Here is a 14960-nt window from a genome sequence, read left to right as displayed (position 1 = left end):
GTTATCTGCACGCGGGAGCCGGTTCGTTTGAAATACCCGGCAAAGCTCCTGGTGCGAGACGCAAAATACCTTCACTAGGCTTAAGCATTCACCCCGGGCAAGGACGCTCATGATGCTCGCCTCACTTCGATTTATCTGCGGGTTCTGGCTCGCGCTACTGGCACTCAACGCACTGGCTGACACCTGCCCCGACCGGGCTCGATACCAGGCTCTGCAGCAACAGCTGGAAACCTGGGACGACAGCTATCACCGCCTGGGTATCTCACAGGTCAGCGACGCGGTTTACGACCAGTCCCGCACGCGCTTTGAAGGCTGGCAGCACTGTTTCAAATTTGCTGTTGTGGATAACCCGCTAAAAACCGCGGGCGGCAGTGTGCCTCACCCCGTGACCCATACCGGCCTGCTGAAACTGCCCGATGAGAAGGCCGTCAAACAGTGGATCCAGGGGCGCCAGGAGCTCTGGGTTCAGCCCAAGGTCGATGGCGTAGCCGTCACCCTGGTGTATCGACAAGGGCAACTGCACCAGGTGATCAGCCGGGGAGACGGGCAAACCGGGCAAAACTGGAACCGGGCGGCACGGGCCATCAGCGCCATCCCCCAGCAATTGCTGCAACCTGTGGATATCGTGCTGCAAGGCGAACTGTACTGGCGGCTGCCCGGACATATCCAGGCCAGATCCGGCGGCGTGAATGCCCGCAGCACGGTCGCCGGCCTTATGGCGCGTCATCAATTGAGTGCCGGGCAAGGGCAAGGCATCGGCCTGTTTGTCTGGGACTGGCCTGAAGGCCCCGACACCCAGGACGGGCGGCTCGCCCGACTGAGCACCCTGGGTTTTGCCGACAGCCAGGCCTTGAGCCAGCCGATAGAGAGTTTCGAACAGGCCCGGCAGTGGCGCGAACACTGGTACAACAACCCGCTACCGTTCGCCAGCGACGGTCTGGTGCTGCGCCAGAGCCGGCGCCCTGCGGCTGAACGCTGGCAGGCAAAACCGCCGAACTGGGCTGCCGCCTGGAAATACCCGCACGCTCAAGCCCTGGGCGAAGTTCGCAAGGTGACCTTCAAAATTGGCCGCACCGGACGCATAACCCCGATGCTGGAATTGATCCCGGTGCGCCTCGACGACCGCACCATCAAACGCATCAGTGCCGGTTCCTTCAAGCGCTGGCAGGCCCTGGACATCCGCCCCGGGGATCACGTGGCCATCAGCCTGGCAGGCATGACCATCCCGCGACTGGACAGTGTCGTATTTCGTACCAGTAAAAGGGTTGAAGTGCAGGCACCCGATCCCGATAATTTCCACGGCCTCAGTTGCTGGCAGCTGTCACCAGGCTGCGAGGGCCAGTTTTTGGCCCGTTTGAGCTGGCTGAGCGGTAAAAAAGGTCTGGCCATGCAACATGTCGGCCCCGGAACCTGGAATGCATTGCTTCAGGCAGGGCGAATCAACAACCTGACCGATTGGTTGACCCTGGATGCCGCGCAGCTTGCTAACATTGATGGCTTGGGCGAGCGTAGCACCGCCCGCTTGCTCGGCAGTTTGCATGCAGCCCGGTTACAACCGTTCGAACGCTGGCTGCGGGCCATTGGCCTGCCGCCGACTGCAGACGCGCCGTTGGGCCAGTCGTGGCAAGCGCTGGCGGCACGTGACACCTTGGCCTGGCAGGCACAACCAGGCATTGGAGCCAGTCGCGCGGTGCAGTTGAGTTCTTTTTTTCGCGATCCGAACGTGCAGGCTTTGAGTGAAGAATTACGCGCTGCCGGTATTGCCGGTTTCGACTAGAAACCCCAGGCCGCAGCATTACTTTTGAAAATTGTGTTTATTGTCATCTTTTGTCATGGAGCTCTTTATGAAACTTCTTTCCCCGCTCGCCCTGTTAACTGTCTGCAGCCTGCTGGCTGCTCCGCTGATGGCCGCAGAGCCTGCGCCGGAACTGACGGGCTGCGCAGCCAAGAAACAGGCCATCAGCCTGCAGCTTGAACAAGCTCGCGCCCACAACAATTCCGGCCAGATTGCCGGCCTGGAAAAAGCCCTGAGCGAAGTCACTGAACATTGCACCGACGCGGGCCTGAAGAAAGAACGCGAGAACAAGGTGCTGGAAGCCAAGCACGAAGTCAGCCAGCGCCAGGCCGACCTGGACAAAGCCATGAAGAAAGGCGATCCGGAAAAAATCGACAAGCGCAAAACCAAACTGGCCGAGTCGCGCAAAGAGCTGCAAGAGGCGCTGGATCAGCTGGATAAATAAGCCCCTCTGCAGGAGCGAGCTTGCTCGCGAGCTCTTCAACATGATCACGTGACTGCGTGATCGCGAACAGCTCGTTCCTGCAGGACGGATTGCAGTTGCGGTTCACTCAGTGATTACGAAATTCCTTGTGACACGCACTGCAGGTGTCTTCGACCTTTTGCATTGCAGGGGTCAGGTTGCTGGCTTTATAGGGTTGTATCCGGCTAGCGACAACCAGCTCGCCTGTGGCAGCTTCCAACTGGCGAGCCAACTCCTGAAAACGTGCCTGTTTTTGCCAGACATCGTCGGTGGCGCTGGTTTGATCGGATTCCTTCACCTGAGGAAAATGCTTCCACGGCTCGTAAGCCAGGGCATCGAGCTTGACTGCACCCTCGGCAAAGCGTGGTCCGTCAAAGGCGATCCTGCCACGCAACATGCCGCCCAGGTCTTCACTGGTCTTGAGCATTTGCTTGAAAATCGCTTTACGCTGGCCCAGCGGCGAATCGGGATCAACCCCGCCACACGCCGATAACGTCAGGCAGGCCAGTAATACAACAGTCAGTCGTTTAACAATCATGGTGGCTCACGTCACGGGAATCGGCCGCCAGTATCCTCGCGTCACACACAAAGACCAATAGCCCTATTGAATATAGGGTTTGCCTTGAAGGTCACTCGGCAAATCTCGAAGGAACCTGCTGATGAGTAAATTTTTCAAGCCTCTGGCCTGGGCACTGCCCGTTGTCATGTTACTGGCCGGATGCAATGGCACCGACAAGGATGCTGACAAGGGCAGCACCAAACCGGAGCCCCACACCACTTACAGCAAAGCTGAATGGAGTGCCCTGCCGCAAGTGACAGGCAGCGACCTGCAAAGCGGGTTTGCCTCATGGCGCAGTGCCTGTACCCGACTCAAGGCCGACCCTAACTGGGGAAGCGTGTGCAGCGATGCCGCCAAGCTGACTGCCAGCCCGAGCGTAGAGCAAATCAGCAGCTTTCTGCAGACCCATCTCGATGTGTACAGCCTGCGCTCGGCCGAAGGCAGCAGTGACGGGCTGATCACCGGGTATTACGAACCGGTTTACCCCGGAAGCCTGAAACCCACCCAGGCCGCGAATGTGCCGATCTATGGCATTCCGTCCGACCTGATTGTGGTGAATCTGGACAGTATCTACCCCGAACTGAAGGGCAAGCGCCTGCGCGGTCGCCTTGAAGGCCGCGTACTCAAGCCTTACGACACCGCCGAAACCATCAACAGCAAAGGTCTGAACGCACCGGTGCTGGCGTGGCTCACTGATCCGATGGACCTGCAGTTCCTGCAGATCCAGGGCTCGGGCCGAGTGCAGCTCGACGATGGTCGCCAGCTGCGCATCGGCTATGCCGACCAGAACGGTCATCCGTACAAACCCATTGGCCGCTGGCTGGTAGAGCAAGGCGAGCTGAAAAAAGAAGACGTGACCATGGGTACCATTCACGCCTGGGCAATGGCGCACCCGGAGCGCGTTCACGAGATGCTGGCCAGCAATCCGAGTTATGTATTTTTCACCCAGAACCCCGACAGCAACGAAGGCCCGCGTGGCTCACTGAACGTGCCGCTCACGGCCGGCTATAGCGTGGCGGTGGATCGCAAGGTCATTCCGCTGGGCAGCCTGCTGTGGTTGTCGACCACCCAGGCCGACGGCCAACCCATAGTCCGGCCGGTTGCGGCCCAGGACACCGGCGGTGCAATTGCCGGTGAGGTTCGCGCGGACTTCTTCGTCGGCACCGGCCCCCTGGCCGGGCAAATAGCCGGCGACATGAAGCAAAAGGGCAATATCTGGCTGCTGTGGCCTAAAGGCGCGGCGTTGCCACAGTAACCTGGTGCAGGAGCGAGCTTGCTCGCGGGCGCTTCAATATGATCCCGTGATCGCGAACAGCTCGCTCCTGCATTTTCAGCCTGAACTCACATCGACACAAAAAAGAAGCTGACCACCAGCCCCATGCCGATAAACCAGACCACCGAACGCATCATGGCCCAGTCGGCCAGATAACAGATGATGTACAGCAGGCGGCTGGTAACAAACAGCACCGCCAGCACGTCGATGGTCACGGGCTGCGCATTGCCCACGATATCGGCAATGATCACCGCGGCGGCAAACGCCGGGGTCACTTCAAAGCTGTTGAGCTGGGCGCTATGGGCGCGCTTGGCAAATCCTTGCAGACCGTCGAGAAACGTCCGTGGATCATGGTTCTGCCGCGGCCCGAACTTGCCGTCGCTGAACTTGGCAAAGGCGGTACAGACATAGGGCAGGCAAAGGGCAATCAGTACACACCAGAAGGCAACCGTCATTGGAATTTCCTTTTTAGAGTTTCATCACGAGCATGCCGATCAGCACCAGCCCACAGGCTAAGAGCCTCGGCCCACCAAAAGGTTCTTTGAGGTAACGCATACCGAACAGCACCACCAGAATCACACTGACTTCACGCAATGCCGCGGCCTCGGCAATCGAGCCCAGCTGCATGGCCCACAACACCAGGCCATAGCTGGCCAGCACACAAATCCCTACTGCCACCCCCAAACGCCATTGCGTACGCCAGAACAGGGTAAACGCGGTACGCCTGCGGGTCAGCGCCAGCAACGGGAACGGCCAGGCGCTGATCAGGGTTACCCAAACCAGATAATCCAGCGGGTGCGACCAGCGCCGCAGGGCCTGACCATCCAGGAAGGTATAGCAGCCGATGCACAGGCCAATCAGTGCAACCACTGGCAGCAGCGACCAAGGCAACCGATCACCGCCACCGCCCTGCCACAGCAGGCAGGCCATGCCGCACGGGATCAGCAGGATACCGATGATTTGCTGACCGGTAAGGGCTTCGCCGGCAAACGTCAGGGTCAACGCCAGCACCACCAGTGGCGAAAGCCCGCGCATCAGCGGATAGACTAATCCCAGATCACCCACCCGATAGGCGCGAATCAACAGCACCCGGTAAAGCAGTTCGAATACGGCAGATGCCAAAATCCACGGCCAGATGTCCATGGGCGGAAATGCCACAAACCCCACCAGCGCAACAACCAGAAGCAGCGCAACCGTGTCCATGCACGCGATCACCAGCAAACGCTCGCCACTGAACTTAATCAGGGTATTCCAGATCGCATGTAACACAGCCGCGATCAGCACCAACGTGGTTGCCAGCACCGTTACCTCCTTTATTTTTATGGATCGGCATCTTTTTTATACGGTATTCATGACTGTGCCGCGAATATGTGTCGCTGCCGTCTGCTTTTTCATCAAACAAGACCTGACCCGATCAGGGTCTCCACTGACTCCCGCCACTACAGGATCCCGGATGCTTGAACTTGTTGCTGCGTTTATCTGCCTGACCTCACTGCTGACATACGTGAACTTCCGTTTCATCGGCCTGCCGCCAACCATTGGTGTGATGGTCACCGCCCTCATGTTTTCCCTGCTGTTGCAAGGCTTGAGCTTTATTGGCTATCCCGGTCTCGAAGATCGCGTGCAGGAGTTGATCGGCCAGATCGATTTCGGCGATCTGCTGATGAACTGGATGCTTTCCTTCCTGCTGTTTGCCGGCGCCTTGCACGTAAACTTCAACGACGTACGCAGCTACCGCTGGCCCATCGGCCTGCTGGCCACCGTCGGTGTGCTGATTGCCACCACCGTGATCGGCAGCCTGGCGTACTGGATCTTTGGCCTGTTTGGATGGCATATCAGCTTCCTGTATTGTCTGCTGTTCGGCGCCCTGATTTCGCCCACTGATCCGATCGCCGTGCTTGGCGTGCTGCGTACCGCCAACGCATCCAAACCGCTGAAAACCACGATTGTCGGTGAATCGCTGTTCAATGACGGCACCGCCGTTGTGGTGTTCACCGTATTGCTGGGCATTGTGCAACTGGGCGAAACCCCGAGCCTGGGCGCCACCGCGATGCTGTTTGCCCATGAAGCCATTGGCGGCGTGGTGTTTGGCGGTTTGATCGGCTATCTGGTCTATCGAATGATCAAAAGCATCGAGCAATACCAGATCGAAGTGATGCTGACCCTGGCGCTGGTGATCGGCGGCTCCGCCATGGCCAGCGAGCTGCATGTCTCGGCACCCATTGCGATGGTGGTCGCCGGTCTGATCATCGGTAATCTGGGCCGCAACAAGGCCATGAACGAGATGACCCGGCGCTACATGGACGGTTTTTGGGAGTTGCTCGATGACATGCTCAACGCGCTGCTGTTTGCCCTGATCGGCATGGAACTGCTGTTGCTGCCGTTCTCATGGTTGCACTTGCTGGCAGCGAGCGTGCTGGCCCTGGCCATCCTGCTCTCGCGCCTGTTGACCGTGGCCCCGGCCATTGTGCTGCTGCGCCGCTGGCGTACGGTGCCCCGCGGCACCATCCGCATCCTGACCTGGGGTGGTTTGCGCGGCGGGGTTTCGGTAGCCCTGGCTCTGGCCTTGCCACTGGGGCCGGAACGCGACCTGATCCTGAGTATTACCTACATCGTGGTGCTGTCGTCGATCCTGTTCCAGGGTTTGACCATCGGCAAACTGGTCAAGCATGTGACCAAAGATGCACCGGCTCCGGTCGAGACGGATCCCGCGCATTGATCTGAAGCCCGCAATCTCGCTGCCACCGCCCCCCCGGTAGCGACTGCGAAACTGCCGGGGCACCTCGTCCCGGCGTTTCCTGCCAGCTTGGCTACACTCTTTTTCCTAATGCCTGAGAGCATAAAACGTAAAGGAGAAAGGGATGAGTACTTCTGCTGGCTATGCACCGCCCAGGCGCCATACAGGCGCCTACATCATAGTTATCACCGCACTGATCGCCCTGGCCATTACGGCATGGCGATTTTTTACGCCACTGTCGGGCGTGACTGACTCCGGCGGCGCGATGGTAACGATGCTGGGCGAATTCGTTCTGTTCATTCTTGGCCTGTTGCTGATCAAGCATGAATTCGGGGGACTAAGAAGTTTCTTCGTTGTTCTTAGCTGGCTCGCGGTCATCGGGACGCTGTTTGGCGCGGTCCTCTTGCATGGCTGGTGGACAGCTCTGGTGCTGGTGGTGTGCGCCGCAGGGGTGGTCATCGAAACTTTTTGCGGCAAGCCAACAAGGAGCGCGTGACATGGATAAAGTAAAAAAACGTCTTTTCACGGCACCGGTCATCTGCATGCTCGCGGGTATTTCAACCGCACACGCTGACACCGCTTACATAGTGCCCACGCCCCTGCTGGCGCCATCCAGTATCTCCGCCGAAGACGCCAGAATACCCGTGCCCAATGGCAAGGAGTGGGACTCGTTCCATGGCCAGTTAAGCTCGCAAAAATATTCGCCGCTGAACCAGATCAACAAGGACAACGTCGGAAAACTGACCAAGGTCTGGCAGTATTTCACCGGCGACATGTCGGACGGGACCGGTAAAACCCCTGCCACTGTATGGTCCGCCACCCCGATCTTTGCCAATGACACGCTGTACGTCGGCACGCCTTTTTACCGGATCATTGCCCTTGAGCCTGAGACGGGTAAAGAAAAGTGGAGTTATGACACCAAGTCCCCGCTGGAGGCCCTCACCCAGCCGGCCTTGAAATCCCGTGGCGTAGCCTACTGGCAGGAAAAAAACCCGCAACCCGGGGTTGCCTGTCAGAAAGTCGTGTACCTGGGGAATATGACAGCCCAGTTGTTTGCAGTGGATGCCGACACCGGCAAGCCATGCGAAAACTTTGGCAAAAACGGCGTGGTTGATATCAACCAGTGGAACAAGCTCAACGCCAAATGGCCGCTGTCGGTCCTGCAGCCGCCGACCGTTATCGGTGACAAGCTGATCGTCGGCTGGGCCGGCAAGGACTGGGAGTACGAAGTCGAATCACCAGGCTCGCTGTTTGCTCTCAACGCCCGTACCGGCGAGCTGGAGTGGGAATTCAAACCGATTCCCGATGATGAGGCCGGCAATACCGGCACCGCCAATATCTGGACCGCCATGTCCTATGACGCGGCACTCGGCCTGCTGTACATCCCGGTCTCCTCGCCTTCACCCAACTACTGGGGCGGCAACCGGCCAAAAGCGATTCCTTTGGGTACCTCAACAACCGCGCTGGATATCAATACGGGCAAGGTCGTATGGTCCCGTCAGTGGGTTCACCACGATTTGTGGGACTACGATATCAACTCGGCCCCGACCCTGATGGACATCACCGTCGATGGCAAACCTGTAGCCGCGCTGGTTCAAGCTACCAAAATGGGCTTTCTGTTCACCGTTGACCGTCGTACCGGTGAAGACGTGTGGCCGATTGAAGAGCGGCCGGTGCCAAAAGGCGATGCCGATGGCGAAGTCTACTCACCCACGCAGCCCTTCCCGACCAAACCTGCTCCGTTGCTGGACCAGTCCAAGAAGCCCGCAATCTGGAAAATCGCCGATATTGTCGGCTTTGGCCAGTGTTCGAAAATGTGGGACGGCCTGGAATACAACGGCATGTACTCGCCACCTTCCACCAAAGGTAACGGCGTACTGGCCTACCCGGACAGCGCCGGTGGCGTGCAATGGGGTGGCGTAGCCTTCGATCCGGTCAGCCAGGTGGCAGTGGTTAACACCTCGCACATCGTGCAGATGATCAAGCTGTGGGATCGCGCCTCCTATGACAAACAACCCAAGGAAGCAGGCAACGAAAACGGCTTCTATCCGCAGATCGGCGCACCCTATGGCATGTCCTTGCTCAATGCGCAGAACTGGGCCGGCATGCCGTGCTGGGCGCCGCCTTTCGGTGAAATCGTCGCCATCGACATGCACACCGGTGACGTGAAATGGCGTCGTCCGATGGGCGCGGTGCAGCAATATGGCTGGTACATGCCTGAAAGCATGGGCTCACCTACCATCGGCGGGCCGGCAATCACGGCCGGTGGCGTGGTGTTCATTGGTGCCTCGATGGATGCCAAGGTGCGCGCCTACTCCCTGGATGACGGCAAGGAACTGTGGTCGGATAACGTCATGGCACCTGCTGTCGCCAACCCCGCGGTGTATGAGTACAAGGGCCGGCAATATGTGGCGTTTGTCGCGGGCGGCAACTCCATCATGAAAGATCAGGTGGGCGATCAAGTGGTGGTCTACGCACTGCCGAAATGATGCCGGGCTCCCACACGCTCTGACCGAGCCCTTTGGGAGCTGGCTTGCCAGCGATGCTATCGCCGGCAAGCCGGCTCCCACAGGTTATGTGTTTCCCTCCATCAACCGCTGCAACCGTTCCCCGGCCCCGCAGCGCCAACACCACCAAAAGTACTGGTCAACACCGGGCTACCACAGGCTCTGATCGGGCCCTGTGGGAGCTGGATCCCACAGGTTATGTGTTTCCTCCCATCAACCGCTGCAACTGTTCGCCGGCCCGTCCGGCGAACAGTTCCAGCAACCCCTCCAGCGTATGCGCCGGTGCTTCATCGGCACGGGTCAGTGCATACAGGGTAATCGGCAATGCTGGACTCAGCGGACGAATCAGGGTGCTCGCCCGCGAAGCACCCAGCGCCGTGAACGGGTCAATCACCGCCAGCCCCGCTCCCGACTCCACCATCGCCCGCGCCAGAGAATAGGTTTGCACCGCAATGCTGATACGCGGCGGCGGCTCAATGGTTTTCAGATAACTGTCCAGACGCGCGAATAACGGGTCGGCATTGCTCAGGCCGATCAACGGCGCATCTGCCAGTTCATGCAGCGCCAGCGGTTCTCCCTCACTCTCATCCGGCCAGTAACCCCGCGGCGCCAACGCCACCAATACGCCGTGGGCCAATGCCTGGGCCTTGAGCCCTGGATGGTCAGGCAGCTTGAATGTCAGGGCCACGTCCAGCTCGCGCATCAACAGGTTCTGCACCAGCTCCCGGCTATGGGCACTGGCCAGTTCGCAACTGATATCCGGGTAGCGCCGGGTCCACTCGCTGATCACCGGCGGCAATAGCGACAGCGCCAATGCCGGCGTACTGCCGATGCGCAAGCGGTGCCCGGGGGCACGGCGCAGGCTTTCGGCCAGTCGCTGTACCCCTTGCAGGCTCTCGCTGACCTTCTCGACTTCGCGTTCCAGCAGCAGGGCTTCAGGGGTGGGCTGCAGTTTGCCGCGTACCCGCAAAAACAGCGGGAACCCCAGTTGCAGCTCTGCGTGCTGCAGCACCTTGCTCACCGCCGGTTGCGAGACATGCAGCAGTTGCGCGGCAGCACTCACTGAGCCGGTTTGACGGATGGCCTGAAAGATTTCGATATGTCGCAAACGCATGGCGGTAGTCCATAACCTTTGTTTATGGGTAAGGCATCTTTATTCATTGTTCAGCCTCTGTCACCTACCCCTAATCTGAGCCCGAACAACATTGGGCTAAGGACTGACATGGGACAGCGGGTTTGCATCATCGGTGGTGGCGTTATCGGGCTGGCAACCGCGTATGCGCTGGTGCGCGACGGATTTTCAGTGAGCCTGATCGAAGCCCGGCCCACGCTCGCCAGCCAGACCAGCTTCGCCAATGGCGGCCAGCTTTCCTATCGCTATGTGGCACCGCTGGCCGATGCCGGGGTGCCCTGGCAAGCGATGGGCTGGATGTTGCGCGGCGACTCGCCACTCAAGTTGCGGCCCCGCATGGACCCGGCCCAATGGCGCTGGATGGCGTCATTTATCGCCGCCTGCCGGGGCTCGGTGAATCAGCGCAATGCAGCGCACTTGCTGCGCTTGGCGCTCCTGAGTCAGGCCACCTTGCAGCAGTGGCGTGAAGAAGATCAATTGAGCGGTTTTGAGTGGCGGCGCAACGGCAAGCTGGTGACCTTCCGCAACCCGGAAAGCTTCGACAAGGCGCGGGCCAGAGTTGCCCACAGCCCATTTCAACAAGCACTGTCTGCCAGCGAATGCGCAACCCTTGAACCAGGCCTGAAGGACTCGGCGTTTATCGGCGGCATCTATACCCCCGACGAGGAAGTGGGTGATTGCCATGCTTTCTGCCAGCAACTGGTCGCCCGTTTGCAAGCCAGCGGCCGTTGCACCTTTTTGCTGGGTAAAACCGTCACCCGTATCCATCACGCCAACGGCGCAGTCAGTGCCGTGCAAATGGGCGATGAGCATTTGCCAGTGGATCAACTGGTGCTCTCAGCAGGACACACCAGTCCGGCCCTGAGATTGCCGGGGTTGAATTTGCCGCTTTACCCGCTCAAGGGCTACAGCCTGACCCTGCCCCTGAGCGACCCGCAAAAAGCGCCGAATGTGAGCATCACCGATTACGACCGTAAAATCGTCTACGCCCGCATTGGCGAGCAGTTGAGAATTGCGGCCATGGTCGACATCGTCGGTTTCGATACTTCCCTGGACCCCAAGCGTCTGACACAAATGCGCCAACTGGCCGCCAGCACCTTCCCGGATGCCGGCAACTATCACGACGCCATCGAATGGGCCGGCATGCGTCCTGCAACACCTGGAGGCGTGCCTGTCCTCGGTGCCAGCGGATATCGCAACCTGTGGCTCAACCTCGGCCACGGAGCCCTGGGCTTCACCCTGGCCTGCGGCAGCGCGCGCCTGTTAAGCGACCTGATCGGACAACGTAAACCCGCCATCGACATGCAGGGTCTCTGCGCCTGAATATCTAACTCAACGTACAAGGAAATCCCCGATGACGATTCACCGCCTCAACAGCAATGACCGTTTAAGCGCCGCTGCGACCTTCGAGGCGCTGGTATTTTTGTCGGGACAGGTTCCCACCCAAAGCACAGATATTTCTGCGCAGACTCAGGAAGTTCTCGCCAAGATCGACGCATTGCTGGCCGAGACCGGCAGTGACAAAGACCACATCCTCAACGCCACGATTTACCTGCAAAACATCGAGCGCGACTTTGCGGCCATGAATGCCGTGTGGTCAGCCTGGCTCTCGGCGGGCAAGGCGCCGACACGCACCACGCTGCAAGCCGAACTGGCGCGGCCTCAGGTGCTGGTAGAAATCAGCGTGATTGCCGTTCGTCACTGACCTGTTTGCAACCGGAGAACAAGAAGATGAAAAAACTCACTTTGATCAGTTGTACGCTGGGTCTGTTGCTCAGCCACTCACTGCACGCCAGCGAAGCGCCATTACAGGGCACGCTGAAGAAAATTGCCGACTCGGGAAGCATTACCCTGGGTTATCGCGACGCCTCAGTGCCGTTTTCGTATGTGGGCGACAACAGCGGCAAGCCCATGGGCTATTCGGTGGAGCTGGCGAACAAGATCGTCCAGCGCATTCAGCAGCAGTTGGGCGACCAGCCGCTCAAGGTCAAATACAACCTGGTGACCTCGCAAACCCGTATCCCGCTGGTACAAAACGGCACCGTCGACCTGGAGTGCGGGTCTACGGGGGTGACTGCCGAGCGGCAAAAGCAGGTGGCGTTTTCATACGGCTTCATTTACGTCAAAGGCCAGCTGCTGACCGCCAAGGACAGTGGCATCAAAGGCTTTGATGACTTGCGCGACAAAAACGTGGTGACCACCGCCGGCACCACCAACGAACGTTTCATCAAAAGCTATAACGCTGACCACAAGATGAACATGAACGTGATCAGCGCCAAGGACCACGGCGAAGCATTCAAGATGCTGGAGACCGGCCGGGCTGCGGCGTTCTATATGGACGACGCGCTGCTTTACGGCGAACGCGCCAAAGCCCGCGACCCGCACAACTGGGTCGTGGTGGGCGACGAGCAATCGCGGGAAATCTACAGCTGCATGGTGCGCAAGGACGACCCCCAGTTGCTGGCAGTGGTGAACAAAACCCTGGCCGATTTATACCAGTCCGGGGAAATTACCGGCATCTACCAGCGCTGGTTTGAACAGCCAATCCCGCCCAACGGCCTGAATCTCGAATTCCCGATGACCGCCGAGTTGAAACAGATCATCGCTACGCCGGTGAGTGACCCGGTTGAGTAGAAGCCGGCCCCCACTCCATCTTGTGCCCGATCAAGAAGCCCAGGGCGATTTACGGATGATTTCGACGAAGTTCAGCGGTTTGAAGCCTGGGTCGCAGTCCACCAGTACGTCGGCGTTAACCGTGCCAAAGGTGGTTTGCGGACGATGCTTAAAACCGTTGGCGAAGGCGCAGAGAATGCACTCTTTGAAACCTTCGCCCCGCGGGTGAGCATGGACTACGGCTTCACGCTGCGCGGCAGGGAACGCCGCGTAGTCGATGCCCAGCACATCCATTTCAACCCCCGCCGTCACCAGCGCCACAGTCGGGCGCAGGTGCTGCGTGACCCCCGGCGTGGTGTGCAACGCGATGGATAACCACACCTGCTCCACATCGTCATCGCTCAGGCCGAACGGTTTCATAAAGGCTTTGGCATTGTTGGCACTGTCCACTTCAAAGCGCTCGTCTTCAGTACGGTGGCCTTCGACCAGCCCCAGGTCGTGAAACATCGCCCCCACATAAAGCAGTTCCGGGTCATAGGCCAGTTGCTGGCGCTGCCCGCTCAGGGCGCCAAACAAAAATACCCGGCGCGAGTGGTTGTAGAGCAAATCGGACTCGACGTCGCGGATGTATTCGGTGGTAGCTTTGGCCAGGGCGCTGTCCGGGATGACGATGCCTGCGATGGTCTGACTCATGGCGAACTCCTCGAGCGAGCGCCGGGTTGGCGCCGTGATGTTTAGTGTGGGCGCATACCCCAATGGCAACAATCAGCGGACAGTGACGATTCGTGCCAATCAGGTTGCAATGCCGGCCATCGTCCTGCAGGCGCTTGTCCACATCAGCGGACTACGGTATTTCATCTCTTACCCACCTGACGGCCGACTCTGATGACCCTGACCGTAGCATTGATCGTGTTTCCTGGCGTACAGGCACTGGACGTGACCGGTCCCATGGATGTGTTTGCCGAAGCCAATGCCTTTCTGGCCCCCGACAAGCAATACCGGCTTGACGTACTGGGGCTGGAGTCAGGGCTGCTGAGGTGCTCGAACGGGCTGTCGATTCAGGCCCACCGGCATTTTTCTGCAGCACCAGACAGCTATGACCTGGTGTTATGTGCAGGAGGCCCGGCCTTGCCCGGGCAGGATTTCGGCGCGGAGTTTTACACCTGGCTGCGCGGTATATGCCGGCGGTCGCGACGCTATGGCTCGATCTGCAATGGCGCATTGATGCTCGCCCGTACCGGGTTGCTGGACGGGCGCCGTGTCACCACGCACTGGAGTGATGTCGCGGCCCTCGCCCGTCTGTGCCCCGACGCCGTGCTGGAGGTGGATCGCCTGTATGTGCAGGACGACAATTTGTACACCTCGGCCGGGGTCACGGCGGGGATTGATCTGTCGTTATATGTACTGACTCAGGATCACGGCCCGCAGGTGGCGCTGAATGTGGCCAGACGCTTGGTGGTCTTTACCCAGCGCTCAGGCGGGCAGTCGCAGTTCAGCCCGTTTCTGACCGCAACCCCCCATACCGCTTCAGCGGTCGCGGCAGTACAAGGCCTGGTGCTGCAGAATCTGCGCACCGACCTGAGCATCGCCGAGCTGGCACAGGCTGCCGCCATGAGCCCACGTAATTTCTCTCGGATATTTGCCCGGGAAACAGGGACCACACCCGCGCAGTTCGTGGAAGGAGCCCGGGTGGACGCTGCCCGGGCCCTGCTCGAAAACGCCACCCTGGCGCTCAAGACGGTGGCATACGAATGCGGCTTTCGCGATGCCCACCATATGCGAAGCGTATTTATGCGCCGGCTGGGGGTATCGCCCCAGCAGTTCCGGATGAATTTTGCACCGATGGTTTAAGCCACAGGCGCAGGCTTGTCCGCGCCAAAA

General features: G+C 59.4%; 15 protein-coding genes. 10 read left to right on the top strand and 5 right to left on the bottom strand.

Annotated elements, in window-relative coordinates:
• The first annotated feature begins 112 nt into the window (after positions 1-112).
• Together ligB and B195_RS01660 are read left to right on the top strand one after the other, a co-directional pair.
• On the top strand, positions 113-1777 hold the full coding sequence (gene ligB, locus B195_RS01665) for an NAD-dependent DNA ligase LigB (protein WP_004419613.1): 1665 nt from the start codon (positions 113-115) through the stop codon (positions 1775-1777).
• A gap of 67 nt (positions 1778-1844) precedes the next feature.
• Positions 1845-2240, top strand: coding sequence for a DUF1090 domain-containing protein (locus B195_RS01660; protein ID WP_004419614.1), 396 nt, complete (start codon positions 1845-1847; stop codon positions 2238-2240).
• A 106-nt stretch (positions 2241-2346) separates the two neighbouring features.
• Here B195_RS01660 and B195_RS01655 read toward each other — a convergent pair whose 3' ends face one another.
• The gene (locus tag B195_RS01655) at positions 2347-2796 is read right to left on the bottom strand and encodes a cytochrome c (RefSeq protein WP_004419615.1); all 450 of its coding nucleotides are present in this window, start codon (positions 2794-2796) and stop codon (positions 2347-2349) included.
• A gap of 121 nt (positions 2797-2917) precedes the next feature.
• Here B195_RS01655 and B195_RS01650 point away from each other — a divergent pair, with 121 nt between their 5' ends.
• Positions 2918-4072 (top strand): murein transglycosylase A, encoded by a 1155-nt coding sequence (locus B195_RS01650; protein WP_004419616.1) that lies wholly within the window; start codon positions 2918-2920, stop codon positions 4070-4072.
• Positions 4073-4158: 86 nt separating this feature from the next.
• Here B195_RS01650 and B195_RS01645 read toward each other — a convergent pair whose 3' ends face one another.
• Together B195_RS01645 and B195_RS01640 are read right to left on the bottom strand one after the other, a co-directional pair.
• Positions 4159-4545, bottom strand: coding sequence for an MAPEG family protein (locus B195_RS01645; RefSeq protein WP_004419617.1), 387 nt, complete (start codon positions 4543-4545; stop codon positions 4159-4161).
• Positions 4546-4558: 13 nt separating this feature from the next.
• Positions 4559-5392: a DMT family transporter gene (locus tag B195_RS01640; RefSeq protein ID WP_004419618.1), complete on the bottom strand. Its 834-nt coding sequence runs from the start codon at positions 5390-5392 to the stop codon at positions 4559-4561.
• 151 nt (positions 5393-5543) lie between these two features.
• Here B195_RS01640 and B195_RS01635 point away from each other — a divergent pair, with 151 nt between their 5' ends.
• From B195_RS01635 to B195_RS01625, 3 genes are all read left to right on the top strand, one after another.
• The gene (locus B195_RS01635; protein WP_004419620.1) at positions 5544-6809 is read left to right on the top strand and encodes a sodium:proton antiporter; all 1266 of its coding nucleotides are present in this window, start codon (positions 5544-5546) and stop codon (positions 6807-6809) included.
• Between the two features lie 142 nt (positions 6810-6951).
• Positions 6952-7323: a hypothetical protein gene (locus B195_RS01630; protein WP_004419622.1), complete on the top strand. Its 372-nt coding sequence runs from the start codon at positions 6952-6954 to the stop codon at positions 7321-7323.
• A gap of 1 nt (position 7324) precedes the next feature.
• Positions 7325-9316, top strand: coding sequence for a pyrroloquinoline quinone-dependent dehydrogenase (locus B195_RS01625; RefSeq protein WP_004419623.1), 1992 nt, complete (start codon positions 7325-7327; stop codon positions 9314-9316).
• Positions 9317-9530: 214 nt separating this feature from the next.
• On the opposite strand, the gene B195_RS01620 is transcribed toward B195_RS01625, so the two are convergent.
• Complete coding sequence (locus B195_RS01620) at positions 9531-10448, bottom strand: LysR family transcriptional regulator (RefSeq protein ID WP_004419625.1); 918 nt, start codon at positions 10446-10448, stop codon at positions 9531-9533.
• 108 nt (positions 10449-10556) lie between these two features.
• Between B195_RS01620 and B195_RS01615 the strand changes: the two genes are divergently transcribed.
• From B195_RS01615 to B195_RS01605, 3 genes are read left to right on the top strand one after another with little or no spacing between them, the layout of a single operon-like run.
• Positions 10557-11789: a D-amino acid dehydrogenase gene (locus B195_RS01615; RefSeq protein WP_004419628.1), complete on the top strand. Its 1233-nt coding sequence runs from the start codon at positions 10557-10559 to the stop codon at positions 11787-11789.
• 31 nt (positions 11790-11820) lie between these two features.
• Positions 11821-12171: a RidA family protein gene (locus B195_RS01610; RefSeq protein ID WP_004419629.1), complete on the top strand. Its 351-nt coding sequence runs from the start codon at positions 11821-11823 to the stop codon at positions 12169-12171.
• Positions 12172-12197: 26 nt separating this feature from the next.
• Positions 12198-13100 carry a transporter substrate-binding domain-containing protein gene (locus B195_RS01605; protein WP_004419631.1) on the top strand — a complete coding sequence of 301 codons (903 nt, stop codon included), beginning with the start codon at positions 12198-12200 and terminating at the stop codon, positions 13098-13100.
• A 30-nt stretch (positions 13101-13130) separates the two neighbouring features.
• Here B195_RS01605 and B195_RS01600 read toward each other — a convergent pair whose 3' ends face one another.
• On the bottom strand, positions 13131-13772 hold the full coding sequence (locus B195_RS01600; RefSeq protein ID WP_004419632.1) for an HD domain-containing protein: 642 nt from the start codon (positions 13770-13772) through the stop codon (positions 13131-13133).
• A gap of 192 nt (positions 13773-13964) precedes the next feature.
• On the opposite strand from B195_RS01600, the gene B195_RS01590 reads away from it, so the two are divergent.
• Positions 13965-14930: a GlxA family transcriptional regulator gene (locus B195_RS01590; RefSeq protein ID WP_004419635.1), complete on the top strand. Its 966-nt coding sequence runs from the start codon at positions 13965-13967 to the stop codon at positions 14928-14930.
• Positions 14931-14960 lie beyond the last annotated feature (30 nt).

The sequence above is a fragment of the Pseudomonas sp. Lz4W genome, assembly GCF_000346225.2.
In the GTDB taxonomy this organism is placed as follows: domain Bacteria; phylum Pseudomonadota; class Gammaproteobacteria; order Pseudomonadales; family Pseudomonadaceae; genus Aquipseudomonas; species Aquipseudomonas paraversuta.
Note: the sequence above shows the minus strand (reverse complement) of the source record. Positions and strands in the feature narration are given on the sequence as shown.

Bases quoted from the DNA above. Each gene is read 5' to 3' on its own strand.
- ligB (WP_004419613.1), top strand. From the start codon at position 113: ATGCTCGCCTCACTTCGATTTATCTGCGGGTTCTGGCTCGCGCTACTG.
- B195_RS01660 (WP_004419614.1), top strand. From the start codon at position 1,845: ATGAAACTTCTTTCCCCGCTCGCCCTGTTAACTGTCTGCAGCCTGCTG.
- B195_RS01655 (WP_004419615.1), bottom strand. From the start codon at position 2,796: ATGATTGTTAAACGACTGACTGTTGTATTACTGGCCTGCCTGACGTTA.
- B195_RS01650 (WP_004419616.1), top strand. From the start codon at position 2,918: ATGAGTAAATTTTTCAAGCCTCTGGCCTGGGCACTGCCCGTTGTCATG.
- B195_RS01645 (WP_004419617.1), bottom strand. From the start codon at position 4,545: ATGACGGTTGCCTTCTGGTGTGTACTGATTGCCCTTTGCCTGCCCTAT.
- B195_RS01635 (WP_004419620.1), top strand. From the start codon at position 5,544: ATGCTTGAACTTGTTGCTGCGTTTATCTGCCTGACCTCACTGCTGACA.
- B195_RS01630 (WP_004419622.1), top strand. From the start codon at position 6,952: ATGAGTACTTCTGCTGGCTATGCACCGCCCAGGCGCCATACAGGCGCC.
- B195_RS01625 (WP_004419623.1), top strand. From the start codon at position 7,325: ATGGATAAAGTAAAAAAACGTCTTTTCACGGCACCGGTCATCTGCATG.
- B195_RS01620 (WP_004419625.1), bottom strand. From the start codon at position 10,448: ATGCGTTTGCGACATATCGAAATCTTTCAGGCCATCCGTCAAACCGGC.
- B195_RS01615 (WP_004419628.1), top strand. From the start codon at position 10,557: ATGGGACAGCGGGTTTGCATCATCGGTGGTGGCGTTATCGGGCTGGCA.
- B195_RS01610 (WP_004419629.1), top strand. From the start codon at position 11,821: ATGACGATTCACCGCCTCAACAGCAATGACCGTTTAAGCGCCGCTGCG.
- B195_RS01605 (WP_004419631.1), top strand. From the start codon at position 12,198: ATGAAAAAACTCACTTTGATCAGTTGTACGCTGGGTCTGTTGCTCAGC.
- B195_RS01600 (WP_004419632.1), bottom strand. From the start codon at position 13,772: ATGAGTCAGACCATCGCAGGCATCGTCATCCCGGACAGCGCCCTGGCC.
- B195_RS01590 (WP_004419635.1), top strand. From the start codon at position 13,965: ATGACCCTGACCGTAGCATTGATCGTGTTTCCTGGCGTACAGGCACTG.